23 protein-coding genes and 1 pseudogene are annotated in these 23,442 nt (G+C 67.6%); 14 read left to right on the top strand and 10 right to left on the bottom strand.

The features are described 5' to 3' along the window. The first annotated feature begins 96 nt into the window (after positions 1–96). Complete coding sequence (locus tag B9N97_RS24570) at positions 97–306, top strand: cold-shock protein (protein ID WP_085090293.1); 210 nt, start codon at positions 97–99, stop codon at positions 304–306. A gap of 148 nt (positions 307–454) precedes the next feature. Further along, positions 455–823 (top strand): DUF6481 family protein, encoded by a 369-nt coding sequence (locus B9N97_RS24565; protein WP_085090748.1) that lies wholly within the window; start codon positions 455–457, stop codon positions 821–823. A gap of 160 nt (positions 824–983) precedes the next feature. Here the strand turns inward: B9N97_RS24565 and B9N97_RS24560 are convergent, their stop codons facing one another. Further along, positions 984–1,142, bottom strand: coding sequence for an entericidin A/B family lipoprotein (locus B9N97_RS24560; protein ID WP_014248797.1), 159 nt, complete (start codon positions 1,140–1,142; stop codon positions 984–986). 289 nt (positions 1,143–1,431) lie between these two features. Here B9N97_RS24560 and lpdA point away from each other — a divergent pair, with 289 nt between their 5' ends. Then, positions 1,432–2,829 carry a dihydrolipoyl dehydrogenase gene (gene lpdA / locus B9N97_RS24555; protein ID WP_085090292.1) on the top strand — a complete coding sequence of 466 codons (1,398 nt, stop codon included), beginning with the start codon at positions 1,432–1,434 and terminating at the stop codon, positions 2,827–2,829. Positions 2,830–2,899: 70 nt separating this feature from the next. Here the strand turns inward: lpdA and B9N97_RS24550 are convergent, their stop codons facing one another. From B9N97_RS24550 to fsa, 6 genes are all read right to left on the bottom strand, one after another. Continuing rightward, on the bottom strand, positions 2,900–3,529 hold the full coding sequence (locus B9N97_RS24550) for a nucleotidyl transferase AbiEii/AbiGii toxin family protein (RefSeq protein ID WP_244560928.1): 630 nt from the start codon (positions 3,527–3,529) through the stop codon (positions 2,900–2,902). Next, positions 3,438–3,845 (bottom strand): hypothetical protein, encoded by a 408-nt coding sequence (locus tag B9N97_RS36440; RefSeq protein WP_244560879.1) that lies wholly within the window; start codon positions 3,843–3,845, stop codon positions 3,438–3,440. The genes B9N97_RS24550 and B9N97_RS36440 overlap by 92 nt, the downstream gene beginning before the upstream one ends. Before the next feature lie 129 nt (positions 3,846–3,974). Beyond that, the gene (locus tag B9N97_RS24545) at positions 3,975–6,155 is read right to left on the bottom strand and encodes a methyl-accepting chemotaxis protein (protein WP_085090290.1); all 2,181 of its coding nucleotides are present in this window, start codon (positions 6,153–6,155) and stop codon (positions 3,975–3,977) included. A 312-nt stretch (positions 6,156–6,467) separates the two neighbouring features. Beyond that, on the bottom strand, positions 6,468–7,418 hold the full coding sequence (locus B9N97_RS24540; protein WP_085090289.1) for a tyrosine recombinase XerC: 951 nt from the start codon (positions 7,416–7,418) through the stop codon (positions 6,468–6,470). Then, positions 7,415–8,137: a DUF484 family protein gene (locus B9N97_RS24535; RefSeq protein WP_085090288.1), complete on the bottom strand. Its 723-nt coding sequence runs from the start codon at positions 8,135–8,137 to the stop codon at positions 7,415–7,417. The genes B9N97_RS24540 and B9N97_RS24535 overlap by 4 nt, the downstream gene beginning before the upstream one ends. 17 nt (positions 8,138–8,154) lie before the next feature. Further along, the gene (gene fsa, locus B9N97_RS24530) at positions 8,155–8,811 is read right to left on the bottom strand and encodes a fructose-6-phosphate aldolase (RefSeq protein WP_085090287.1); all 657 of its coding nucleotides are present in this window, start codon (positions 8,809–8,811) and stop codon (positions 8,155–8,157) included. Between the two features lie 243 nt (positions 8,812–9,054). On the opposite strand from fsa, the pseudogene B9N97_RS24525 reads away from it, so the two are divergent. Both B9N97_RS24525 and B9N97_RS24520 read left to right on the top strand, forming a co-directional pair. Then, a pseudogene (locus B9N97_RS24525) lies at positions 9,055–11,235 on the top strand (primosomal protein N'); the annotation flags it as partial. 196 nt (positions 11,236–11,431) lie between these two features. Then, positions 11,432–11,938 (top strand): cache domain-containing protein, encoded by a 507-nt coding sequence (locus B9N97_RS24520; protein WP_244560878.1) that lies wholly within the window; start codon positions 11,432–11,434, stop codon positions 11,936–11,938. Between the two features lie 112 nt (positions 11,939–12,050). Here the strand turns inward: B9N97_RS24520 and B9N97_RS24515 are convergent, their stop codons facing one another. Next, a complete protein-coding gene (locus B9N97_RS24515) occupies positions 12,051–12,434 on the bottom strand; it encodes a hypothetical protein (RefSeq protein ID WP_085090284.1) in 384 nt (127 codons plus the stop codon). Positions 12,435–12,819: 385 nt separating this feature from the next. Here B9N97_RS24515 and B9N97_RS24510 point away from each other — a divergent pair, with 385 nt between their 5' ends. The 7 genes from B9N97_RS24510 to gstA all read left to right on the top strand — a co-directional run bounded on the left by B9N97_RS24510 (position 12,820) and on the right by gstA (position 19,771). Continuing rightward, complete coding sequence (locus tag B9N97_RS24510) at positions 12,820–13,389, top strand: F0F1 ATP synthase subunit delta (protein ID WP_085090283.1); 570 nt, start codon at positions 12,820–12,822, stop codon at positions 13,387–13,389. After that, on the top strand, positions 13,389–14,918 hold the full coding sequence (gene atpA / locus B9N97_RS24505; RefSeq protein WP_014248784.1) for a F0F1 ATP synthase subunit alpha: 1,530 nt from the start codon (positions 13,389–13,391) through the stop codon (positions 14,916–14,918). The genes B9N97_RS24510 and atpA overlap by 1 nt, the downstream gene beginning before the upstream one ends. An 87-nt stretch (positions 14,919–15,005) precedes the next feature. Further along, positions 15,006–15,893, top strand: a complete 888-nt coding sequence (locus tag B9N97_RS24500; protein ID WP_085090282.1) for a F0F1 ATP synthase subunit gamma — start codon at positions 15,006–15,008, stop codon at positions 15,891–15,893. Between the two features lie 86 nt (positions 15,894–15,979). After that, positions 15,980–17,401 (top strand): F0F1 ATP synthase subunit beta, encoded by a 1,422-nt coding sequence (gene atpD, locus B9N97_RS24495; protein ID WP_085090281.1) that lies wholly within the window; start codon positions 15,980–15,982, stop codon positions 17,399–17,401. A 145-nt stretch (positions 17,402–17,546) separates the two neighbouring features. Next, positions 17,547–17,963 carry a F0F1 ATP synthase subunit epsilon gene (locus tag B9N97_RS24490; RefSeq protein ID WP_085090280.1) on the top strand — a complete coding sequence of 139 codons (417 nt, stop codon included), beginning with the start codon at positions 17,547–17,549 and terminating at the stop codon, positions 17,961–17,963. 273 nt (positions 17,964–18,236) lie between these two features. Further along, a complete protein-coding gene (locus B9N97_RS24485; protein ID WP_085090279.1) occupies positions 18,237–19,061 on the top strand; it encodes an acyl-ACP desaturase in 825 nt (274 codons plus the stop codon). A 95-nt stretch (positions 19,062–19,156) separates the two neighbouring features. Beyond that, positions 19,157–19,771: a glutathione transferase GstA gene (gstA, locus tag B9N97_RS24480; protein WP_085090278.1), complete on the top strand. Its 615-nt coding sequence runs from the start codon at positions 19,157–19,159 to the stop codon at positions 19,769–19,771. 73 nt (positions 19,772–19,844) lie between these two features. On the opposite strand, the gene B9N97_RS24475 is transcribed toward gstA, so the two are convergent. Together B9N97_RS24475 and B9N97_RS24470 are read right to left on the bottom strand one after the other, a co-directional pair. Beyond that, complete coding sequence (locus tag B9N97_RS24475; protein WP_085090277.1) at positions 19,845–21,335, bottom strand: DEAD/DEAH box helicase; 1,491 nt, start codon at positions 21,333–21,335, stop codon at positions 19,845–19,847. Between the two features lie 319 nt (positions 21,336–21,654). Then, on the bottom strand, positions 21,655–22,233 hold the full coding sequence (locus tag B9N97_RS24470; RefSeq protein ID WP_244560877.1) for a superoxide dismutase family protein: 579 nt from the start codon (positions 22,231–22,233) through the stop codon (positions 21,655–21,657). Between the two features lie 141 nt (positions 22,234–22,374). Between B9N97_RS24470 and B9N97_RS24465 the strand changes: the two genes are divergently transcribed. Then, a complete protein-coding gene (locus B9N97_RS24465) occupies positions 22,375–22,821 on the top strand; it encodes a Fur family transcriptional regulator (RefSeq protein WP_085090276.1) in 447 nt (148 codons plus the stop codon). Further along, positions 22,818–23,042, top strand: a complete 225-nt coding sequence (locus B9N97_RS24460; RefSeq protein ID WP_085090275.1) for a hypothetical protein — start codon at positions 22,818–22,820, stop codon at positions 23,040–23,042. Before B9N97_RS24465 ends, B9N97_RS24460 begins: the two co-directional genes overlap by 4 nt. The last annotated feature ends 400 nt before the right edge of the window (positions 23,043–23,442 follow it).

Raw genomic sequence — 23,442 nt, 5'->3', positions numbered from 1 at the left:
TCTGATCCGTCACACGGATCTGGGTCTCTTCCCCGCAGTGAAATTGATGCGCCTGCGCAAACTCGCGCGGCGCAACGCCAGGAAGGGAACTGACCCATGGCTATCGGAACCGTCAAGTTTTTCAACTCCACCAAGGGCTTCGGCTTCATCCAGCCGGAAGACGGCACGGCCGACGTGTTCGTCCACATCTCCGCCGTCGAGCGCGCCGGGATCAACAATCTCGGCGAGGGCCAGAAGCTGTCCTTCGACGCGATCCGCGATCCGCGCCGCGGCAAGGTTGCAGCCGAGAACCTCCGCGCTCTCTGAGCGCGGCAGGTTCGAAGAGAAAGGGCGGCTCCGGCCGCCTTTTTTTGTATCCGCCCCCTCGGTTGACGATGCCCGGCCCGACCGGCCCCCTGATCTTCCCAAGGATGATCTTCCCGAGGGCTTGGCGAAATTCACGAAATGGATGGACATGAACGGTTTTAAGGATGCAGGGCTTTCGGAGCGTCTGAGCGCGGCCGCCGGCGCGAAGAAGGCACTGTTGGACAAGTTCAAGGCGCAGCCCGGTGTGAACGATCCGGTCTTCGTGGAGCGCGAAGAGGCGCGACGGGCCGTCCGCGTCGCCCGTGAGGCCCGCGAGACCGAACGCAATGCGGCGCGCGAAGCCCGCAAGGCGGCCGAACAGGAAGCGTTGCAGGCCGAACAGGCCGAGCGGGCCGCCTGCGAGGCGCTGGCCGCCCAGGAGATCGCCGAACAGGCCAAGCGCCAGGTTGCGACGGCAGCCGAGGCGAAAGCCGCCCGCGACGCCCGCTATGCGGCGCGCAAGGCCAGGAGCCGCTGACCCGCATCGCTGATGCCGGCTCCGGTCGCCTGACCAAACAAAGCCATGGGGCCTGACGCGGTCGATCCGAACCGCATCGGGCCCCATTGCTGTTGTGTTGGTGATTGTTTTGTTGGGGGCCCCGGAAGGATGGATTTCCAGGGCCGCGCTGACTGCGGACTTACATCTTCTTCTGGACGTTGTCGGCACCGCGTTCGATGGCGCGGCCACCGGCCTGCACGTCCTGGCCGGCGCCCTCCATTGTGTTGCAGGCGGCCAGCGTGGTGCCCAGCAGCGTGCCCAGGACGGCAAGCAGGGCGAACTTCTTGACGGTGGTCATGGTGGTCTCCGTTGCGGTGGCTGTGTGATGTCGATTGGAACGCAAGCGGGGCCGTAAAGGTTTCCGGATTCGAAAGGGGAGGGGGCTTGCGCAAAGGTGGTGCCCTTCGCATCGGCAGAGACATTCCGATATCTGATTCCGGCCGCAACCCTGCATCCAGAGACGAAGTGTCCCGTTGCCACGGGGCGTGAGCGCGGGCATAAATCGCCCCGCGGAATATCTCGCGGCCCTCCCCGCTGGATGGGACGGCTTTTGGCAACGAGCAAGAATGGCGAAAGGAAAGCCTCTCATGGCTGAAAGCACTTTTGACGTCGTCGTCGTCGGCGGCGGTCCCGGCGGGTATGTCTGCGCGATCCGTGCGGCGCAGCTCGGCTTCAAGGTCGCCTGCGTGGAAAAGCGGGGGACGCTCGGCGGCACCTGCCTGAATGTCGGCTGCATCCCGTCCAAGGCTCTGCTGGCCGCCTCGGAGAAGTTCGAGGAAGCGGCCCACGGCCTCGCCAAGTTCGGCATCAAGGTCGGCGGCGTCGAGCTGGACCTGCCGGGCATGCTGGCCCACAAGGACAAGGTCGTTAAGGACAACGTCGGCGGCATCGAGTTCCTGTTCAAGAAGAACAAGGTCACCTGGCTGAAGGGCGCCGGCAAGATCACCGCCGCCAACACCGTCGAGGTCGAGGGCGTCGGCACCGTCACCGCGTCGAAGGCGATCGTCATCGCCACCGGCTCCGACGTGACCCCGCTGCCGGGCATCGCCATCGACGAGAAGCGCGTGGTGTCCTCCACCGGTGCCCTGTCGCTGCCGGAAGTGCCGAAGCATCTGGTCGTCATCGGCGGCGGCGTCATCGGCCTGGAACTGGGCTCCGTCTGGGGCCGGCTGGGCGCCAAGGTGACGGTGGTCGAGTATCTCGACCGCGTGCTGCCGACCATGGACAACGAGCTGTCGAAGCAGGCCCAGCGCATCTTCGCCAAGCAGGGCATGGACTTCAAGCTGAGCACCAAGGTGACCGGGGCGTCGGTGACCGAGACCGGCGTGACCCTGACGGTCGAGCCCGCCGCCGGCGGCGAGGCGCAGACCATCGAGGCCGACACCGTGCTGGTCGCCATCGGCCGCCGCCCCTACACCGAAGGGCTGGGGCTGGAAGCGGTCGGCGTCGAGCTGGAGCGCGGCCGGGTCAAGATCGACGGCCATTTCCAGACCAACGTGCCCGGCATCTACGCCATCGGCGACGTGGTCGAAGGCCCGATGCTGGCCCACAAGGCCGAGGAAGAGGGCGTCGCCCTGGCCGAGCAGCTGGCCGGCCAGAAGAGCCACGTCAACCACGACCTGGTTCCCGGCGTCGTCTACACCTGGCCGGAAGTCGCCGCCGTCGGCAAGACCGAGGAGCAGCTGAAGGCCGCGGGCGTCGCCTACAAGGCCGGCAAGTTCCCGTTCACCGCCAACGGCCGCGCCCGTGCCGGCGGCAACACCGACGGCTTCGTGAAGATCCTGTCGGATGCCTCCACCGATCAGGTGCTGGGCGTCCACATGATCGGCCCGAACGTGTCGGAAATGATCGGCGAGCTGGTGCTGGCCATGGAGTTCAGCGCGTCCGCCGAAGACGTCGCCCGCACCTGCCACGCCCATCCGACTCTGTCGGAAGCGGTCAAGGAAGCGGCCCTGGCGGTGGACGGGCGTCCGCTGCACATCTGATCGGGCTTTTCGTCAGGACCACCGGTGCCAAGCGCCCTCTCCCGCATAAGCGGGAGGGGGCGTTTTCATTTCAGGAGCGTTGGGGACGATGTGATTTGAGGAAGGACAGTGCCCGCTCTGCCGCATCGCGTGCCATGTAGCGCTGCCCTCCGGCTGTCGAATTGATGTCGGCCGCCGCCGCCATGGCATAGTCCGGAAGCAGCCGCTCGACCCGGTCGATGACCTTGTCCATGCGGTCCTCCACCTCCGGCAGGGAGGCTGCCAAGTCCGCAGGATCGCGGTCGAGTACCGCCGCAAGATCGAAGACATCGCGGACCTTGAAAGAAGACGGTCGATAAAAGATCTTTTTGATCGCAATTTCCCACGGCGTCTCAATCAGGATTTCTTCGCCATCAAAAATCCAGGGCCGTGTTGGATTCTCTGTACGGCGCCCGGCGACGATAAAATCGATTTCGCCGCCATCCAGATTGAGTTTGAGGTAGTTGCCCGGATATTCGAATCCACGTCCCGCCAGCAGCGCGCGGGTGGCCGCATTGCGTGCCGGGGTCAGGTCACGCAGCACATCCGAGTCCGATACGAAGATGTCGATGTCGTAGCTGACGCGGTGGTCATATTGTGCGGCGAGCGCCGTGCCGCCGCCGAAGCTCCAGCGCGGTCTGTCCGGGAGCGACCGTAGCAGACGGAGGGCGTCCGCGAGCAATGCAGGCCAGTGTGAGAGCGGCCATTTCTTCGATCCAAGGGTGGTTTCGTCCATCGGTCATGCCCCAAATGCGCGCCGCGCGGTCCAGTTGGTCGAAATCCACCACCCCGGCCAGCACCAGATCGTGCAGCGCCTCGATGGACACCTCGTCGAACAGGGCTTCGATGTGCGGGCGCCAGCGGGGGGCGGGACGGTCGGCGTCGAGGCAGTCGAGCAGCGTCGCCTCGTCCATGGTGACCGGTCGGGGTGCGTTGATGGTGCCCAGCACGAAGTCAATGGCCCGCCTCGCCCGCTCCGACAGCGTCACATCCGACATTTCCGCCTCCGGTCTCCCGCCTCCAGTGTGGGGAGACGGGGGAGGAGCGTCAACATCGCCGGAAGCCGCAGACGGCCAAGGGCTCCCCCGCTGGCTGGCAGGGGAGCCCTTCTGCGGTTCCTTGGGCGGTCAGGCTGCGCGGATGGTCGACAGGAAGCCGTTCACCGCGTTGCGCAGGCGGCCAGCGTCGCCGGCGAGTTGGCCGGACACCGACAGGACGGTCTCGGCGGAACGGCCGGCTTCGACGGCGGCGCTGCGGACGTCGGCGATGGTCTTCGTCACCTCCTGGGTGCCGCTGGCGGCCTGCTGGACGTTGCGGGCGATCTCGGCGGTGGCGGAGCCCTGTTCCTCCACCGCGGCGGCGATGGCGGTGGAGATCTCGTCGATCTGGGCGATGATGCCGCCGATCCCCTTGATCGCGCTTGCCGTCTCGTCGGTGACGCGCTGCATGCCGGTGACGTGGCCGGCGATCTCCTCCGTCGCGCGGGCGGTCTGGCTGGCCAGGCTCTTCACCTCCTGAGCCACCACGGCGAAGCCCTTGCCGGCCTCTCCGGCGCGGGCGGCCTCGATGGTGGCGTTGAGGGCCAGAAGGTTGGTCTGGCTGGCGATGTCCTGGATCAGCTGCACCACCGTGCCGATCTTCTCCGCCGCTTCGGTCAGGCTGAGCACCTGTCCGTTGGCCTGCTGGGCCGCCCCCACCGCCTCGCGGGCGATCTGGGCGGAGCGGTTGACGCGCTCGCCGATCTCCTGGATCGACGCCGACAGCTCCTCGGTGGCGCTGGCGACGGTCTGCACGTTGCTGCTGGCATCCTGGGAGGCATTGGCGACGACGCCCGCCTGCTGGCTGGTCTGGGTCGCGGTGGCGGTCATGGCCTGGGCGGTGCCGGTCATCGACTGGGCGGCGCGGTCGACGCCGTCCACCACATTCATCACCTGGGCTTCCAGAGTGTCGGCCAGCTGCAGCATGGCCTTGCGGCGTTCGGCGTCGGCCTTGGCCTGATCCTCGGCCCGCTGGTCGATCATCCGCTTCAGGTCGGCCAGCATCTTGCGCAGGGCGTCGGCGAGCGCGCCAACCTCGTCGACCTGCCGGATGTCCAGCGTCTGGTCGAAGCGGCCGGCGGCGATACCTTCGGCGAAGGAGACGCTGGCGCGGATCGGCCGGGCGACGCCGCCGGCGACCACCCACATCACCGCGACCGCGCCAAGGGCGACCAGGGCGCCGACGGTGACCTGCCACAGGACGCTGGAGTTGGCACGCCCGCCCAGTTCCGAGGCCAGGGCCATGCCGTCGGCCAGCACGATGTCCTTCGGCACCTGGACCAGCACGGCCCACGGCTTCCCGGTGTTGCCGAGCGTGATGGGCGCGAAGCTGCGCAGCATGTTGGTGGAGGCTTCAATGTCGACATGCGGCTTGCCGGCCTGGACGCTCGTCAGATCGGCCTGCCACGAGCTGTCGAAGGTGGAGATCGGCTGGCCGATCAGGTCGGGCCGCGCGCTGTGGGCGACGATCAGGCCCATGTTGCTGATGATGACCACTTGGCTGCGGCCGTTGAAGACGGCGGCGCTGACCTTGGTCGACAGTTGCTGCACGAAATCGAGGTTGAAGTCGGCGCCGGCCACGCCGCGGAACTTGCCGCCGATGACGACCGGAACCGACAGGGTGGCCAGGAACACCTGCTTGCCCTGCACGACATAGGGCAGGGGATCGAGCACGCTTTCGCGCCCATTCTCCTGCGGGCCGATGTACCAGCCGCCTTTCATCACGCCGTTGGGGTGACGGTCGCGGCTGTCATATTCGACCAGCGGCTGCATGGCGACGTGGCCGTTCTGGTCGCGGTTCCAGTAGGGGATGAAGCGGCCGGTGGCGTCGGTGCCGGTTTCGCGGCGGTTGCGGAACTCCTCGTCCCGGCCGTCGAGCGCGTCCGGTTCCCAGGCCGAATAGGTGCCGTTGAACAGCGGGTTGTTTTTCAGGACCGACAGCAGGACGCCGTTGAAGGCCTCGCGCCGTTTTTCCGGCGGGACGTGGCCGGGCAACCCATCGTCGGCGAGGCTGGCGAAGCTGCTTGCCATCGTCCGCGCGGCGTTCAGCGCGGTATCGAACTCCGACCGCAGCAGGCCGGCCTGGGTGGCCGCGAGGTTCTGCAGGGATTCCGTCGTCTTGCTCTCGATGATCCGTTCGACGTTGTCGGTCACGAACTCGTTGCTGGAGCGCGTCGACAGGACGGCGAAGCCGACGAGCACCGCAACGGTGCCCGCCAGACAGAGCCCGGACAGCATGGCTATCTTGGACTGGATGGACTTTATTTGCATGACGATATCCCCCGCTTAAATCCTGCGCTGGGATGACTGTCATTTTCGCGGATTAACGGAGTGTTAAGGCGAAGTAAGGGGCGGCCCCCTGCGCTTTGCACCAAAGTAGGGTGTCTGACGTTTCTCTGTGCGGATGTTTGAATTACGTGTACAAAATGTTTGTCGGGCGATTGGTTTGTCTTTTGTCTATACTGTCGTATGACCGGACAGTGGTATTCATCGTCGCCGCCGGGAGGAGAGGAGGACTGCGACGGAGCGTAAGTCGCCGTGAATATTAGGGTATGTCTGACCGGTTGCGAAGGCCGGTCCCGGTCATCCCTTCCGCGCCCGAGGATGGGCGTTGCGGTACACGTTCATCAACTGCTCGTTTTCGACATCCGTGTAACGCTGGGTTGTCGACAGCGACGCATGGCCGAGCAGATCCTGGATGGCGCGCAGGTCGCCGCCGTCCGCCAAAAGGTGGGTCGCGAAACTATGCCGCAGGGCATGCGGGGTGGCGCTGTCCGGCATTCCCATCAGAGCGCGCAGCTTCTGCATCTGGTGCTGGGCGACGCTGGCGTTCAGCCGGCCGCCGCGGGTGCCGACGAACAGCGGGCCGTCGGGCGCCAGCGTGAAGGGGCACGACTCGATATAGGCGCGCACCGCCTCCGTCACCGCCGGCAGGACGGGGATCATGCGGTCCTTGCGCCCCTTGCCGGTGACGCGAAGCGTGTCGGTCAGCGGCGCCTCCTTGCGGGCCAGCCCCAGCGCTTCGGAAATGCGCAGGCCGCAACCGTAGAGCAGGGTGAACAGGGCGCGGTCGCGCTTGCCGATCCAGGGTTCGTCGCGGTCGCGCTCGGCCTCCTCCAGCAGGCGGTCGGCATCGATCTCGGTCAGCGGCCGCGGAGCGGGACGCTTGACCTTCGGCGTCGCCAGGGTGGCGACCGCCGGGTTGTGCAGCCGGCCGCTGCGGTCCAGCCAGCGGAACAGGTTGCGCACCGCCGCCAGCTTACGGGCCCGGCTGGCCCCGACCAGACCGTCCATCGCCAGCCGGGACATCCAGGCGCGGAAATCCGCCGCCTTCAGGTCGCCGAGGTCGTTCAGTGAGGGCGGCGAGCCGCCGCGGAATTCGGTGAGGAAGCGCAGGAACTCTCCCACATCGGCGGTATAGGCCGACAGGGTATGGCGGGAGACCGCCTTTTCGCTCTCCATCCAGCGCCGCCAGTGGGCCAGCACGTCCTGGACGTCGGGCTTGGCGGAGAACCCCAGAACTGGCTCGGTCACGCCGGCAGCTCCAGCCAGCCGCGGATCACCCGCTCGATCACGCGGGCGAGGAAGCCGACCAGTTCGGTGCCCTGGCCGGTGTGGAAGGTGTCGGGCTCGCGGCTGCCGAAGGCGAGCAGGCCGTCGGGCGTCTCGCTGGAGACCTGGATGCGGATCAGCGCCTCCGACCGGACGAGTCCGGCGCCGGGGCCGTAGATCTCGGGATCGCCCTGGATGTCGGTGTTCAGCACCACGTCGGCGCGGCCCAGCCGGTCGGCGATGGCGCCCGGCTCCACCACCCGCACGCCGGAGCGGTGGACGTGGGGAATGTCGCTGCCGTTGGATTCGATGACCAGACAGGCGACGTCGAGGTCGAGCAGGACCGCGAGGTCGGTGGTGATGGTCTGGATCAGCTGCTCGAAGCTTTGGGCGTCGAGCAGGAACAGCACCGCGGCATGGATGCGGTTCTGGCTGTTCAGGTTGGCCCGGCTGGTGCCGATCAGCTCGCGCTGCTGGTCCTTGAGGGTGCGGACCTCGGCGCGCAGCCGGTCGACCATGAAGGCCTGGAGGTCCACCACCCCACGCCCGCGGTCGACCGACGGCGGTGTCAGGTGGTGGACCAGATCGGCGTTCTGGGCCAGGAAGTCCGGGTGGGTCCGCAGATAGGCGCGCACATCCTCAGACGAGAGAGACGACGTCCGGTGCGGGCTGTGGCCCGGTTCGCGGCCCCTGTCGGCCATGATCGCTCCGGCCCGCCTTACAGGATCGACTGGCCGGTCTTCTTCCAGTCATCGACGAACTGGGAGAGACCCTTGTCGGTCAGCGGGTGGTTGAACAGCTGCTTCAGCACCGACGCCGGCGCGGTCACGACATGGGCGCCCAGGCGGGCGGCCTTGACGATGTGCATCGGGTTGCGGATCGAGGCGACCAGCACCTCGGTCTTGAAGGCGTCGTAGTTGTTATAGATCTCGCAGATGTCCTTGATGATGCCCATGCCGTCCTGGCCGATGTCGTCCAGGCGGCCGACGAAGGGCGACACGAAGCTGGCGCCGGCCTTGGCCGCCAGGATCGCCTGGGCGGGGGAGAAGCACAGCGTGACGTTGACCATCGTGCCTTCGGACGAGATGATCTTGCAGACCTTCAGGCCGGCCGGGGTCAGCGGCACCTTCACCGCGACGCGGTGGGAGATCTTGGCGATCTTGTGGGCCTCGGCGAGCATGGTCTCGAAGTCGGTGGACGCCACCTCGGCGCTGACCGGACCGTTGACGACGTCGCAAATCTCGGCCACGAGGTCGAGGAATTGACGGCCGGACTTGGCGATCAGGGAGGGATTGGTGGTAACACCGTCCAGCAGACCGGTATCGGCCAGATCGCGGATCTCGGCGATGTCGGCGGTGTCGACGAAGAACTTCATGACGAAGGGTCCATGCTTGCTGATGTTGACCGGAACCGGCCGCGCCGGAAAGCTGACCGCCGCGCCGTCCCGCCCGGTGCCCGGGACATGAGGCCACTCTAGCCGATGCGTTCGACTTCCGCCAGTTCCGCCCCGGGCTTCCAGGGGGATCTTCTTGGGGACACGCCCGAAACGGGGCAGCCCGAAGGCGATTCCGCAGCCAATTCCAGGGCCAATTCCGCAGATTTTCCGGCGAAGCCGCAGCCTCGCGGGTCGGACCGCCGCGTGGCCGTCCTGTTGCCGCTGCCGCTGCGTGAGGCCTACGACTACCGCGTGCCGGACGGCATGGACCTCGTCCCCGGCGATTTCGTCGAGGTGCCGCTGGGTCCGCGCCGGGTGATCGGCGTGGTCTGGGGACCCGGCGCCGGGACGCTGGAGTCCGGCCGGCTGAAGCCGGTGGTGCGCCGGTTCGACGTGCCGCCGATGACCGAGGTCGGCCGCCGCTTCGTCGACTGGGTCGCCGCCTACACCATGACGCCGCCGGGCTTTGTCCTGCGGATGGCGGTCAGCGTGCCGTCGGCGCTGGAGCCGCCCAAGCCGATGCTGGCCTATCTGCGCAAGCAGGGGGCGGAGCCGCCGCCCGGCTTCAAGATGACCGATCCGCGCAAGCGCATCCTGGCCTTGCTGGAGGATGGGCCGCCCCGCACCCCGGCGGAACTGGCCGAGGAGGCCGGCTGCGGCGTGACGGTGGTGCGCGGGCTGGCCGAGGCCGGGCTGCTGGATCCCGTCATGCTGCAGCCGACGCGGCTCGGCCGGCCGGACTGGCGCCGGCCCGGACCCAGCCTGTCGCCCGACCAGCGGGCGGCGGCCGATGATCTGCGGGCGCGGGTGGCGTCCGGCAGCTATTCCACCGTGCTGCTCGACGGCGTCACCGGGTCGGGCAAGACGGAGGTCTATTACGAGGCGATCTCGGCGGCGCTGGAACAGGGCAAACAGGCGCTGGTGCTGCTGCCGGAGATCGCGCTGTCGGCGCAGTGGCTCGACCGCTTCGCCCGGCGTTTCGGCGCGCCGCCGGCGGAATGGCATTCGGAGCTGACCGGCGCCCAGCGCCGCGACACTTGGCGCGCGGTGGCGAAGGGCGAGGTGCCGGTGGTGGTCGGCGCACGCTCGGCGCTGTTCCTGCCCTATCCGGACCTGGGCGTCATCATCGTCGATGAGGAGCACGACTCCGCCTACAAGCAGGAGGAGGGGGCGATCTACCACGCCCGCGACATGGCGGTGGCGCGGGCGCATCTCGGCGGGCTGCCGATCGCGCTGGTCTCCGCCACGCCGTCGCTGGAGACCAAGGTCAATGCCGACAGCCACCGCTATGCCCGCATCGAGCTGCCGGCCCGGCATGGCGGCGCCGTGCTGCCTGACGTTGAGCTGATCGACCTGCGGCGCGACCGTCCTCCCGCCCGGCACTGGCTGGCGCCCAGCCTGCGCAAGGCGCTGACCGACACGCTGGCGGGGGGCGAGCAGGCGATGCTGTTCCTGAACCGCCGCGGCTACGCCCCGCTGACGCTGTGCCGCGCCTGCGGTCACCGCATGCAATGCCCGAACTGCACGGCGTGGCTGGTCGAGCACCGGCTCGCCCGCAAGCTGCAATGCCACCATTGCGGCCTGCAGCAGCCCTTGCCGCACGCCTGCCCGGAATGCGGGGAGGAGGGCACCATGGCTGCCTGCGGTCCCGGCGTGGAGCGCATCGCCGAGGAGGTGGCGGAGCTGTTCCCCGACGCCCGCGCCGCCATCATGGCGTCCGACACCCTGCACGGCCCGCGCGCCATCCAGGAGATGGTGGAAAGCATCGGCCGGCACGAGTTGGACATCATCATCGGCACCCAGGTGATGGCGAAGGGCCACCATTTCCCGATGCTGACGCTGGTGGGGGTGGTCGATGCCGATCTGGGGCTGAACGGCGGCGACCTGCGGGCGGCGGAGCGCACCTATCAGCTGCTGCATCAGGTGGCGGGGCGCGCCGGGCGCGGCGAACGGCCGGGCCGGGTGATGCTGCAGACCTTCATGCCCGAACATCCGGTGATGCAGGCGCTGGCCGCCGGCGACCGCGACGGCTTCTATCAGCTGGAGGCCGAGATGCGGCTGGAGGCCGGCATGCCGCCCTTCGGCCGGCTGGCGGCGCTGATTGTATCCGGCGAGGACCCGACGCTGGTGGAGCGGGTGGCGATGGCGCTGGGCCGGGCCGCCCCGCGCAGCGACTCGGTCCATATATTGGGGCCGGCCCCGGCGCCGCTCGCCCTGCTGCGCGGTCGGCACCGCCGCCGCCTGCTGCTGAAGGCGCCGCGCAGCACCCAGGTGCAGCCGCTGATCGCGGAGTGGCTGGAGCGGGTGGAGATTCCGCCGGCCATCCGGGTGCAGATCGATGTCGACCCCTATAGCTTCCTTTAGGCGCAGTTAGCGCGGACGGGGCAGGCTGCGGCGAATTGACACGATTCGGTCGTGGGAGGGGTCAGGCATGGCACCTGTGACGTTTGGTCCATTGCGCGGCGCCGGACATGGTATTACCACGGCCGGGATGGTTCCGAATCCAAACTTCCTTCCCGGAGCCAAACGTCACAGGCACAGGTTCAGGCTGATGGTCGGCATGCTCTCCAAGCTTCGTCTGCGGGTTCAGCGGCAAACCCTGCTGACCGTCCTGCCTGTTCTTCTGCTGCTGGTGGTCATTGCTTTTGCCGCCGGCGCCCCGGCCCGCACCCGCGGCACCGATGCCGAAGCGCTGACGATGATCGACCGCGCCGAACAGCTGCTGGAGCGGATCGGTCCGGACGCGGCGGCCGAAGCCTTTGCCGCCCATGATAGCGCTTTCACCGACCGCGACCTCTACCCGATGCTGCTGGACGACAAGGGTGTGATGGTCGCCCATGGCTGGACCGCGACGCTGAACGGATCGAACCTGAAGGAGCTGCGCGACGTCGACGGCAGGCCCTTCATCCGCGAGGCGCTGGACGGGGTGGCGCGCGACGGCCGCACCGACGTCACCTATCAGTGGATCGACCCGCTTACGGGCCAGGTCGCGCGCAAGACGATGCATGCCCGCCGTCTGGTTCTGAACGGCAAGCCCTACATGCTGGCGGTCGGGGTCTATCGCTGAGGCGTTTATGAAACTGCTGCGGCGGGATGCCGCAGGCCGCTTTTTTACATGGTGAAAATTACCGCGGCCAAATCGAAGGGACCAAATCCGAGGGGGCCAAATCCGAGGGAGGTCAGGGCGACCGCGGGCGGCGCGGGCGCCAGATCGACAGGCATTCGGCGGCGTTGTCGCCGGCCCCGATGCCGTACCAGCCCGAGCGGTCGTGGAAAGACAGGCTGTAGCGTCCTTTGACGTCGCGCTCGAAGCGGAAGACCGGGCGGTCGACCTCCGGCAACAGCACCAGAAGCCGGTCGTGGGTGCGTGCCGACTCGCGCAGCACGCCGACCCAATGCCCGTCGCGAATCTTCGGTTCGGCCACGGCGGCGAAGGCGTCCAGATCGTCCGGGGTAAAGCGGGCGCGACTGAACTGGATGACGTTCGGCGCGCGCTCCTCCAGCCGGGTGCCGGCGCCGGCGTCGCTGTCCGCAGAGGTGTCGGTCGTCGGCAGGATGGTCATGGCGGATAAGGCCTCTGGTCTCTCGGGACCGGCTGCGGCGGGGCAAAACGACAGCAATACCAAGGTCGGATCGGCCGCCCGCGCGGTTCAGGGCGACCGTGGATCAGATTGGTTAACCTTGAATTAAACCGGGAATAGGGCCACATCGAAGTCACAGCCGGTATGACCAGTCGAGCGTCGCCCGAGTCCTCGGCGAACGCAGTTGCGACCAATGATTCCGCAGTTGCTCAAAACGCCGCAGCCAAATTGTCCAGACCCCGTTGCGTGGTGGCGATTCCTGTGATATTGGACCGCTCGCTTTCGCGGCCGGGGTGTTTGTGCCTCGGGTTGACACCCTATAAGGCCGCCGAATTCACCGTCTACCGAACTCAATTCGAGGGATCAGGTGGCATCCGAAGGAACAGGCGTATCCGAACTCGCCGCGCGTTACTCCACCGCGCTGTTCGAGCTTGCGGACGAAAACCAGGCGTTGGACACGGTCGCGAGCGATCTGGCCACGCTGAAGCAGATCCTGGCCGAGAGCGCTGACCTCCGTCGCCTCGTCCGCAGCCCCGTCATCAGCCGCGCCGATCAGGGCAAGGCCATGGCCGCTGTCCTGGACAGCGCCGGCGTGTCCGATCTGACCAAGCGCTTCATCGGGCTGGTGGCGGCCAACCGCCGCCTGTTCTCGATCGACGGGATGATCGAAGGCTTCCTGGCCGAGCTGGCCCGGCGCCGCGGCGAGGTCACGGCGCAGGTCACCTCGGCCCAGCCGCTGAGCGACGCCCAGCGCAACGCCGTCATCGACGCGCTCAAGGCGTCCATCGGTTCCAAGGTGTTGGTGAACACCTCCGTCGATCCGGAGCTGATCGGCGGCATGATCGTTAAGTTCGGCTCGCGCATGGTCGATACCTCGGTGCGCACGAAGCTGAACAAATTGCAACTCGCCATGAAGGCCTCAGGGGGATCAGTCTGATGGATATCCGCGCCGCAGAAATCTCTGCGATCCTCAAGCAGCAGATCGCGAATTTCGGGACCGAGGCGGATGTCGCCGAGGTTGGTCAGGTCCTGTCGGTGGGTGACGGCGTCGCCCGCGTGCACGGCCTGGACAACGTCCGCGCCGGCGAAATGGTCGAGTTCCCGGGTGGCCTGCAGGGCATGGCGCTGAACCTCGAGACCGACAATGTCGGTATCGTGATCTTCGGCGACGACCGCGGCATCAAGGAAGGCGACACCGTCAAGCGCACCGGCACCATTGTCGACGTTCCGGTCGGCCGTGGCCTGCTGGGCCGCGTGGTCGACGGTCTCGGCAACCCGATCGACGGCAAGGGTCCGCTGGTCAACGTCGAGCGCAAGCGCGTCGAGGTGAAGGCCCCCGGCATCATCCCGCGCAAGTCGGTGCACGAGCCGATGCAGACCGGCCTGAAGGCCGTCGACAGCCTGGTTCCGATCGGGCGCGGCCAGCGCGAGCTGATCATCGGTGACCGTCAGACCGGCAAGACCGCCGTCGTCATCGACACCTTCCTGAACCAGAAGCCGATCAACCAGGGCGACGACGAGAGCAAGAAGCTCTACTGCATCTACGTCGCCGTCGGCCAGAAGCGCTCCACCGTCGCCCAGATCGTCAAGACCCTGGAAGACGCCGGCGCCATGGAATACTCCATCGTCGTCGCCGCCACCGCGTCGGAGCCGGCTCCGCTGCAGTTCCTGGCGCCGTACACCGGCTGCACGATGGGCGAGTATTTCCGCGACAACGGCATGCACGCCCTGATCGTGTACGACGATCTGTCCAAGCAGGCCGTCGCCTACCGCCAGATGTCGCTGCTGCTCCGCCGTCCGCCGGGCCGCGAAGCCTATCCGGGCGACGTGTTCTACCTCCACAGCCGCCTGCTGGAGCGCGCCGCCAAGATGGGCGACGCCCACGGCAACGGCTCGCTGACCGCCCTGCCGGTCATCGAGACCCAGGCCGGCGACGTGTCCGCCTACATCCCGACCAACGTGATCTCGATCACCGACGGTCAGATCTTCCTGGAAACCGGCCTGTTCTATAAGGGCATCCGCCCCGCCATCAACGTCGGTCTGTCGGTGAGCCGCGTCGGCTCCGCCGCCCAGATCAAGGCGATGAAGCAGGTCGCCGGCACCATCAAGATGGAACTCGCGCAGTACCGCGAGATGGCCGCCTTCGCCCAGTTCGCCTCGGACCTCGACGCCTCGACCCAGCGCCTGCTGGCCCGCGGCGCCCGTCTGACCGAGCTGCTGAAGCAGGGCCAGTTCCAGCCGCTGCCCGTCGAAGAGCAGGTCGTGTCGATCTTCGCCGGCGTGAAGGGCTACCTGGACGCCATCCGCGTCGAGGACGTGAACCGCTTCGAGGCCAAGTTCCTGTCGGAAATCCGCGCCAAGGGCGCCGATATCCTGGCGGCGATCCGCACCGACAAGCAGATCACCTCGGCGACCGAAGAGAAGCTGAAGGCCTTCCTCGACGGCTTCGCCAAGGTCTTCGCCTGACCGACCGCGCGCGGGGGCGGGAAACCGCCCCCCATCGTCCTGTAAAGACGGTCGCGGAATGACCTCGAGCGGAATTGAAGGGCCGGCATGCCTAACCTCAAGGACCTAAAGAACCGGATCTCGAGCGTCCAGTCGACGCGCAAGATCACCTCGGCCATGAAGATGGTCGCGGCTTCCAAGCTGCGCCGTGCTCAGGAGCAGGCGGAAGCCAGCGGTCCCTACGCGGAGCGTATGGGCCGCATGCTGTCGTCGCTGGCCGCCAACGTGCAGGACAGCGGCAACGGCCCGAAGCTGATGACCGGGACGGGCGCCGATCAGGTGCATCTGCTGGTCGTCATCAGCTCCGACCGCGGCCTTTGCGGCGCCTTCAACGGCTCCATCGTCCGCGAGGCCAAGCGCCAGATCACCCGCCTGCAGGGCGAGGGCAAGACCGTCAAGCTGCTGACCGTCGGCCGCAAGGCCCGCGACCAGCTGAAGCGCGAATACGCCTCCCTGATCGTCGAGAGCTACGAGGATGTCGGCCGCCGCCGGCTCGGCTTCAGCGACGCCGACATGGTGGCGACGAAGGTGCTGTCGATGTTCGACGCCGGCGAGTTCGACGTCTGCTCGGTCATCTTCAACAAGTTCAAGTCGGCGATCTCTCAGGTCGTCACGGTTCAGCAGCTCATCCCCTTCGCCGTCGCCACCGAGGCCGCCGAGGCCGCCGGTGCGGACGCCAAGGCGATGTACGAGTTCGAGCCGGACGAGGAGCAAATCCTGGCGGAGCTGCTGCCGCGCAACCTGTCCATCCAGATCTACCGCGCCCTCCTGGAGAGCGCCGCGTCCGAACAGGGCGCCCGGATGACCGCGATGGACAACGCGACGCGCAACGCCGGCGACATGATCAACAAGCTGACGATCACCTACAACCGGACGCGCCAGGCCTACATCACCAAGGAGCTGATCGAGATCATCTCCGGTGCCGAGGCCCTGTAACGGCCGCATCCGACACGTAGCGTCCAGCCTATTTGCGCCGGCGACGGCATACCGACACTTACCGAGTTCCTAGGGAGCTTTACTCCATGGCCACCACCAATTCTGTCGGCAAGATCACGCAGGTCACGGGCGCCGTCGTGGACGTGCAGTTCGACGGCGACCTGCCGGCGATCCTGAACGCGCTGCACACCCAGAACGACGGCAAGACCCTCGTTCTGGAAGTGGCGCAGCACCTGGGCGAGAGCACGGTCCGCACCATCGCCATGGACAGCACCGACGGTCTGGTGCGTGGCGCCGAGGTGACCGACACCGGCGCCCCGATCGCCGTGCCGGTCGGCCCCGAGACCCTGGGCCGCATCATCAACGTCATCGGCGAGCCGATCGACGAGCGCGGCGCGGTCAACGCCGCCCGCTCGCTGCCGATCCACCGTCAGGCCCCGGACTTCGTCGACCAGTCGACGGACGCCGAAGTGCTGATCACCGGCATCAAGGTCATCGACCTGCTGGCCCCCTACGCCAAGGGCGGCAAGATCGGCCTGTTCGGCGGCGCCGGCGTCGGCAAGACCGTGACGATCATGGAGCTGATCAACAACGTCGCCAAGGCGCACGGCGGTGTGTCGGTGTTCGCCGGCGTGGGTGAGCGTACCCGTGAGGGCAACGACCTCTACCACGAGATGATCGAGTCGGGCGTCATCAAGCTCGACGGCCCGGGCTCCAAGGTGGCCCTGGTGTACGGCCAGATGAACGAGCCGCCGGGCGCCCGCGCCCGCGTCGCGCTGAGCGGCCTGACGCTCGCGGAGTACTTCCGCGACGAGGAAGGCCAGGACGTGCTGTTCTTCGTGGACAACATCTTCCGCTTCACCCAGGCCGGTTCGGAAGTGTCGGCTCTGCTGGGCCGCATCCCGTCGGCGGTGGGTTACCAGCCGACGCTGGGCACCGACATGGGCGCCCTGCAGGAGCGCATCACCTCGACGAAGAAGGGCTCGATCACCTCGGTGCAGGCCATCTACGTGCCCGCCGACGATCTGACCGACCCGGCCCCGGCCGCCTCCTTCGCCCACCTGGACGCCACCACGGTGCTGTCGCGCTCGATCGCCGAAATGGCCATCTTCCCGGCCGTGGACCCGCTCGACTCGACCAGCCGCATCCTCGACCCGCGCGTCGTCGGTGAGGAGCACTACCAGGTCGCCCGCTCGGTGCAGCGCGTTCTGCAGACCTACAAGTCGCTGCAGGACATCATCGCCATCCTGGGCATGGACGAGCTGTCGGAAGAGGACAAGCTGGTCGTGGCCCGCGCCCGCAAGATCCAGCGCTTCCTGTCGCAGCCGTTCCACGTCGCCGAGGTGTTCACCGGCACCCCGGGCGTGCTGGTCAGCCTGGAAGACACCATCAAGGGCTTCAAGGGCATCGTGAACGGCGACTACGATCACCTGCCGGAGGCCGCCTTCTACATGGTCGGCACCATCGACGAGGCGATCGCCAAGGCCAAGAAGCTGGCCGCCGCCTGATCCTGATCCGGGATCGCGGCATTCCGACCCGGCTCCGACGACCCCGTGACGGGGCCTGAGAAAGCCGGGCGGAAATCGACATCAGCACACCCCCTCTCCCCGTCATCGGGGGAGGGGGTTCCTATGAAGAGGCACCAGGAAACCCATGGCCGATAAAGTCGAATTCGAGCTGGTCTCGCCGGAAAAGCTGCTGAAGTCGCAGCCCGTGGACATGGTCGTGGTGCCGGGTTCGGAAGGCGATTTCGGCGTGCTCGCCGGTCATTCGCCGATGATCTCGACCGTGCGTCCGGGTGTCATCGACGTCTATGAGGGCGACCGCGTGGTCGACCGCGTCTTCGTCGCCGGCGGCTTCGCCGAGGTCACCGAGGCCCGCTGCACCGTGCTGGCCGAGGAAGCGGTGGCGCTGACCGACCTGGACCGTGCCACGGTCGAGAAGCAGATCAAGGATCTGTCCGAGGATGTGGACGACAGCAAGTCGGACGCCGAGCGCGCTGCCGCCGAGTCCAAGCTGGCCGTCGCGCGCGCCAAGCTGGACGCGCTGAGCCAGTCCTCCGCTCACTGAGCGGAGACCGTCGGCCCGCTTCCCGTTCTTGCGGGATCGCGGCGCCAACGGCATATCTCTCTTCGGTCGAACGGGCGGCTTGGGCATCCAGGCCGCCCGTTTGCATTGCGACTTGGTTGCATCGCGAAAAAGAGCGATTACATTCGAAGGCCTGAACCGTGAACCCCGCCGTACCCGACGGCATGAAGGCGGGGACACGGGAGCGGCGAACCCTTTCCCGATATGAACCGGCCGCACCGGCAGCGCGGCCCACAACGAGGCGGTAGAGCGGACATGGCGCGTGCGCATTGGCGGATCGACGAGCTTCCCTGGGACCGTTTCGACGCCGGCAGGATCGATCCCGATCTGGTCCCGCTGATCAAGGCGGCGGCCCTGGTGGAATTCAACGCCGACGACTACACAGCCTATCTGTGCAACGTCTTCAAGGACGATCCGGAGTTCCAGCAGGCCGCCCGCGGCTGGGCGATCGAGGAGGTCCAGCATGGCGAGGCGCTGGGCCGCTGGGCCGAACTGGTCGACCCGACCTTCGACTTCCGCGCGGCGGTGGAGCGCTTCCGCGCCGGCTACCGCGTTCCGATCGACCTCGACGCCTCGGTCCGCGGCTCGCGCACCGGGGAGATGATCGCCCGCTGCATGGTGGAGACCGGCACCAGTTCCTACTACGCCGCCATCGGCGATTCGACCGACGAGCCGGTGCTGAAGGAGATCTGCCGCAACATCGCCGCCGACGAGCTGCGCCACTACAAGATCTTCTACACCTACGCCAAGAAGTATCTGGACCGCGAGGGGCTGAACAAGGTGCAGCGGCTGAAGGTGGCGCTGTCGCGCATCGGCGAGTCGGAGGATGACGAGCTGGCCTATGCCTACTACGCCGCCAACGCCCCGGCCGACGCCGTGTACGAGCACAAGCTCTACAACGCCGCCTACAAGCGCCGCGCCTTTGGCCGCTACCGCCGCAAGCATGTCGACCGCGCCATCGCCATGGTGTTCAAGGCCTGCGGGCTGAAGCCGCACACCCGCCTGTGCAGCGTCGCCTCGCGCGGGGCGTGGTGGTTCATCGACCGTCAGGCCAGGAAGCTGGCGGCTCAGGCGGTTTGATCGCGGGCGGTCCGACCCCCGCCGCGACGCTGGCGGCGCCGATCTCTTTGGGGTAGCCATGACGGCGTGAACCACCCAAAGAGGGTTTCGGAGACATGAAGCTCTATTACAAGCCCGGCGCCTGCTCGCTGTCGCCGCACATCGTCCTGCGCGAGGCCGGGCTGCCCTTCGATCTGGTCAAGGTCGATCTGGCGGCCAAGACCCTGCCCGACGGCAGCGATTTCCGTGCGGTGAACCCGAAGGGGCAGGTGCCGACCCTGGCGCTCGACGAGGGCGGAATCCTGACCGAATGCGCCGTCATCGTCCAGTACGTCGCCGACAAGGCGCCGGACAGCGGCCTGATCCCGGCGGCGGGCACGATGGAGCGCTACCGCGTGCAGGAGCTGCTGAACTTCATCGCCTCGGAGCTGCACAAGGGCGTCGTCCCGCTGTTCCCGATGCTGAAGGACGTGGTGTCGGAGACGTACAAGGGCTTTGCCGCCAAGGTGCTGGGCGGCAAGCTGTCGGTGCTGAACCAGCAGCTGGAGGGCAAGGCCTATCTGACCGGCGAGGTCTTCACCGTCGCCGACGCCTATGCCTATACGGTGCTGAGTTGGCTGCCGCGCATCGCCTTCGACCTGTCGCCCTGGCCGAATCTGGTGGCCTTCGCCGAGCGCGTCGCCGCCCGTCCGGCGGTGCAGGCGGCGCACGCCGCGGAAGCGCAGGGCTGACGGCCGAGCGATCGTAATGAAAAAAGGCCCCGTCTCGCTGAGACGGGGCCTTTTTTCGTGGGTGCTGTCCGGATCAGGCGGCGCTGGGCTTGCGGCGCAGCGGGGTGTTGCCGCCGGGGGTGCCGGCGGTGCGCGGCGCCTGCTTGCCGCTCCCCTGGCTGTTGCCGTGCGACACGGCATGCGGAGCCGGGCGGCGGTCGTGGCGGTTCTGGTCGTTGCGGGCGGCATCGGGACGCGCGCCGCCGGCCGGCTTGCCGGCCTTCTGCGGAGCCGGCTTGCCCGGCTGCTGAGCCGGCTTCGCGGCGCTCTTCGGCGCGGCGTTCGCCGGACGGGCCTGCTGCTGGTTGCGGTTGTTCTGATTGCGGTTGCTGCCCGGCGCCTTGGGGCGGGGCGGCGGCTTGGACGAGGCGTGGATCTGAGCCACATCCACCGCGTGGTAGGGGTGGGTGGTGTCGGACGGGATCGGCTGGCGGATCGTCTTCTCGATGTCCTTCAGATAGCCGACCTCTTCATGGTCGCAGAAGGACACCGCGCTGCCGTCGGTGCCGGCGCGCGCGGTGCGGCCGATGCGGTGGACGTAGCTTTCCGGCTCGTTCGGCAGGTCGAAGTTGATGACGTGGCTGATGCCGTCGATGTCGATGCCGCGCGCGGCGATGTCGGTCGCCACCAGCGCCCGCAGCTCGCCGTTGCGGAAGCTGTCCAGGGCGCGGACGCGGGCCGACTGGGACTTGTCGCCATGGATGGCGTCGGCGGCGATGCCGGCCTTCTTCAGGTGGTCGGCGATGCGGTCGGCGCCATGCTTGGTGCGGGCGAAGACGATGGTGCGGGCCATCGCCGAATCGGCCAGCAGGTCGGCCAGCAGGCGGCGCTTGTCGCTGCGTTCGACGAACAGGACGCGCTGGTTGATGCGCTCCACCGTGGTCGATTGCGGCGTCACCTCGATGCGCTCGGCATCTGTCAGGATGCTGTTGGCCAGTTCGGCCACCGCGTCGGGCATGGTGGCGGAGAACAGCAGGGTCTGCCGCTCCTTCGGCAGCACCGCCACCACCTTCCGCACGTCGCGGATGAAGCCCATGTCGAGCATGCGGTCGGCCTCGTCCAGCACGAACAGCTCGATGCCGCCGAGATTGACGTGGTTCTGCGCCATCAGGTCGAGCAGGCGGCCGGGGGTGGCGATCAGCACCTCCGTCCCACGGGCGATGGCGGCGACCTGCGGGCTCTGGCCGACGCCGCCATGGATGACGGTGCGGCGGATCGGCAGATGGCGGCCGTAGGTGGTGAAGCTGTCGCCGATCTGCAGCGCCAGCTCACGCGTCGGGGTCAGGATCAGGGCGCGCGGCGACTTGGCGGCCACGCGCTTCTTGTTCTGGAACAGCCGCTGCAGGATCGGCAGGGTGAAGGCGGCGGTCTTGCCGGTGCCGGTCTGGGCGAGGCCCAGCACGTCGCGGCCGGCCAGCAGAAGCGGGATGGCGCCGGCCTGGATCGGCGTGGCCGTGGAGTATCCCTCCTCCGCGACGGCGCGCAGAAGAGGCTCGATCAGGCCGAGGCCGGAAAATTCGGTCATGGAAGCGATGGTCCTGGTCACCAGAATGGGGGCCGCGCCAGGAGGGAGCGGCCGGGCTTGCGCGCTCCGCGGCGGGTTGGCGCGGAGCCGTCGGGCGGCGGGCGATCAGGTGCCTGCGCGGACTCGCGCGGCGCCGGGCGCCGTCCGACCCCGGACAGATAGGGCCGGTGGCTTGATTTGGCAAGCAAACTCGTCGCGCGGCAGGGGTGCGCGGAGTGTTGCGTGGGGTCGAGCGGAGACGTGGCAGGAGAGGAAGGGGCGCGAGCCGGCGCCGCGATGCTGCGGCAGATGGTCGCGCCCCGGTGCCGTCCGTCGGCGTTTACGGCTTCTTGATGATGCCGCAGGCGAGGCGGTCGCCGGAATTGCCGGCAGGCTGGCTGAGGTAATCGTCGGGCTGGGCGTGGATGATGATCGAGGTGCCGCCCTGCTTGAACAGGCCGTCGGCGCCGTCGGTCAGGCTGACCATGTGGGTGATTGCCTCGAACCCGGCCTTGCCGGCCTCGTTGGCCCAGATGTTGGGAAGCTCGCCGTAATGCATGTGCTCGGATTCGAGCCCGTGCTTGGAGCCCTGGGCGCCGAAATGGCCGCCGGCCGCCTTGAAATCGGGGGTGCAGGCGCCGTTTTCATGGATGTGGATGCCGTGCCAACCCGGCGGCAGCCCTTCCAGCTGGCCATGCACCAGGATGCCGTGCGGGAATTTGGTGAAGGTGACGGTGCCCAGCGGCTTGCCCTGGGCATCGGCGATGGCGGCCTGGGCGGCCGGAGCGGGCGCCGGGGCGGATTGCTGGGCAAGCGCCGGAGCGGCCGCCAGCGACAGACCGGCGAGCAGCAGGGCCGGGCCAAAGCCCAGATGGCGGCCCAGAAGGCGGTGCGGATGGCGGGGCGGGGTGCACGACATTCCGGTGGGTCCTCCGTCATTGCCGGCGCGCGAGATGCCGCCGGCGGGATCGCGACGTCGCGTCGCTGCGAAACCGCTCTGGGATTGCGAACGGTTTTCAGTATGATGGGGTCTCGGCAAGCAAAGACCAGGGTTGGGGTTATGACGTCGCGTCTGGAAGCATTGTGCATGGAGAAGGGGCTGAAGATGACCGGGCAGCGCCGGGTCATCTCGCAGGTGTTGTCGGAGGCGGACGACCATCCCGACGTCGAGGAGGTGCATCGCCGCGCCGTGCAGATCGACCCGCGCATCTCCATCGCCACCGTCTACCGCACCATGCGGCTGCTGGAGGACGCGCAGGTGATCGAGCGCGTCGATCTGGGCGACGGACGCGCGCGGTATGAAGAGGCGACGGCCGACCATCACCATCACCTGATCGACACCCGCACCGGCCGGATCATCGAATTCGCCAGTCCGGAGCTGGAGGCGATGAAGGAGCGGATCGCCCACGAACTCGGCTACAAGATCGTCGGCCACCGGCTGGAAATCTATGGCGTGCCGCTGGACGACGCGGGTGACGACGCCCAGGATGAGGAGGAGCGTCCATGACCGATCCCCGTTTCCTTGAGGCCGATCAGCCGATCGCCGACGCCATCGCCTGCCGCGACGCGGTGCAGCGCTGCTATTCCGGCCTGTGCCGCTGCGGCCAGCCGGAGCGCTATGCGCTGGAGGCTGCGGTGACGGTGTATCGCTACCATCACCCGGAGATCCCGCCGGCCCAGGCGGAGACCATCGTCAGCCATTGGGTGGCGGGGCCGGTTCGGCATTGAGGGGTTTCGGTGGGTTGATGTCGGCTGACGAATGCCCCCACCCTGACCCTCCCCCGCTCTCAGCGGACCTATGGTCCGCCTGTCGCGTCAGCACAAAGCAAAGCTTTGTGCGAGAGCTGGGCAGGGGAGGGGATCTGTTATGAAAATAGTCCTTGACCGCTCCCGCATAAAATCCTAGAACCAATCCTGTCAAGGCGACGGGTCCGCCCCTGGACCTGCCGCCCGACAGCACCAAAGCTCCCCCCTCGCTTCGGTCTGAAAAGGGCCGGTCGGACACTTCCAAAGTCCGGCCGGCCCTTTTCGTTTTCGCGTTTCGCCCGCGGCCGGCGCTGCGTCCCGCACGCATCCCGACAACCGGACGGCGGAACGATCCCTCCCGCCGCCCCACGAGCGGGAGCCC

Origin of the sequence: Azospirillum oryzae (assembly GCF_900177515.1) — a bacterium.
Lineage (GTDB): Bacteria > Pseudomonadota > Alphaproteobacteria > Azospirillales > Azospirillaceae > Azospirillum > Azospirillum oryzae_A.
The sequence above is the reverse complement of the archived record's forward strand: the minus strand, read 5'-3'. Positions and strand labels throughout refer to the sequence as shown.

Excerpts from the sequence above, each read along its gene's own strand:
- B9N97_RS24570 (WP_085090293.1), top strand. The coding sequence starts at position 97 with ATGGCTATCGGAACCGTCAAGTTTTTCAACTCCACCAAGGGCTTCGGC.
- B9N97_RS24565 (WP_085090748.1), top strand. The coding sequence starts at position 455 with ATGAACGGTTTTAAGGATGCAGGGCTTTCGGAGCGTCTGAGCGCGGCC.
- B9N97_RS24560 (WP_014248797.1), bottom strand. The coding sequence starts at position 1,142 with ATGACCACCGTCAAGAAGTTCGCCCTGCTTGCCGTCCTGGGCACGCTG.
- lpdA (WP_085090292.1), top strand. The coding sequence starts at position 1,432 with ATGGCTGAAAGCACTTTTGACGTCGTCGTCGTCGGCGGCGGTCCCGGC.
- B9N97_RS36440 (WP_244560879.1), bottom strand. The coding sequence starts at position 3,845 with ATGTCGGATGTGACGCTGTCGGAGCGGGCGAGGCGGGCCATTGACTTC.
- B9N97_RS24545 (WP_085090290.1), bottom strand. The coding sequence starts at position 6,155 with ATGCAAATAAAGTCCATCCAGTCCAAGATAGCCATGCTGTCCGGGCTC.
- B9N97_RS24535 (WP_085090288.1), bottom strand. The coding sequence starts at position 8,137 with ATGGCCGACAGGGGCCGCGAACCGGGCCACAGCCCGCACCGGACGTCG.
- fsa (WP_085090287.1), bottom strand. The coding sequence starts at position 8,811 with ATGAAGTTCTTCGTCGACACCGCCGACATCGCCGAGATCCGCGATCTG.
- B9N97_RS24520 (WP_244560878.1), top strand. The coding sequence starts at position 11,432 with ATGCTCTCCAAGCTTCGTCTGCGGGTTCAGCGGCAAACCCTGCTGACC.
- B9N97_RS24515 (WP_085090284.1), bottom strand. The coding sequence starts at position 12,434 with ATGACCATCCTGCCGACGACCGACACCTCTGCGGACAGCGACGCCGGC.
- atpA (WP_014248784.1), top strand. The coding sequence starts at position 13,389 with ATGGATATCCGCGCCGCAGAAATCTCTGCGATCCTCAAGCAGCAGATC.
- B9N97_RS24500 (WP_085090282.1), top strand. The coding sequence starts at position 15,006 with ATGCCTAACCTCAAGGACCTAAAGAACCGGATCTCGAGCGTCCAGTCG.
- atpD (WP_085090281.1), top strand. The coding sequence starts at position 15,980 with ATGGCCACCACCAATTCTGTCGGCAAGATCACGCAGGTCACGGGCGCC.
- B9N97_RS24490 (WP_085090280.1), top strand. The coding sequence starts at position 17,547 with ATGGCCGATAAAGTCGAATTCGAGCTGGTCTCGCCGGAAAAGCTGCTG.
- B9N97_RS24485 (WP_085090279.1), top strand. The coding sequence starts at position 18,237 with ATGGCGCGTGCGCATTGGCGGATCGACGAGCTTCCCTGGGACCGTTTC.
- gstA (WP_085090278.1), top strand. The coding sequence starts at position 19,157 with ATGAAGCTCTATTACAAGCCCGGCGCCTGCTCGCTGTCGCCGCACATC.
- B9N97_RS24475 (WP_085090277.1), bottom strand. The coding sequence starts at position 21,335 with ATGACCGAATTTTCCGGCCTCGGCCTGATCGAGCCTCTTCTGCGCGCC.
- B9N97_RS24470 (WP_244560877.1), bottom strand. The coding sequence starts at position 22,233 with ATGTCGTGCACCCCGCCCCGCCATCCGCACCGCCTTCTGGGCCGCCAT.
- B9N97_RS24465 (WP_085090276.1), top strand. The coding sequence starts at position 22,375 with ATGACGTCGCGTCTGGAAGCATTGTGCATGGAGAAGGGGCTGAAGATG.
- B9N97_RS24460 (WP_085090275.1), top strand. The coding sequence starts at position 22,818 with ATGACCGATCCCCGTTTCCTTGAGGCCGATCAGCCGATCGCCGACGCC.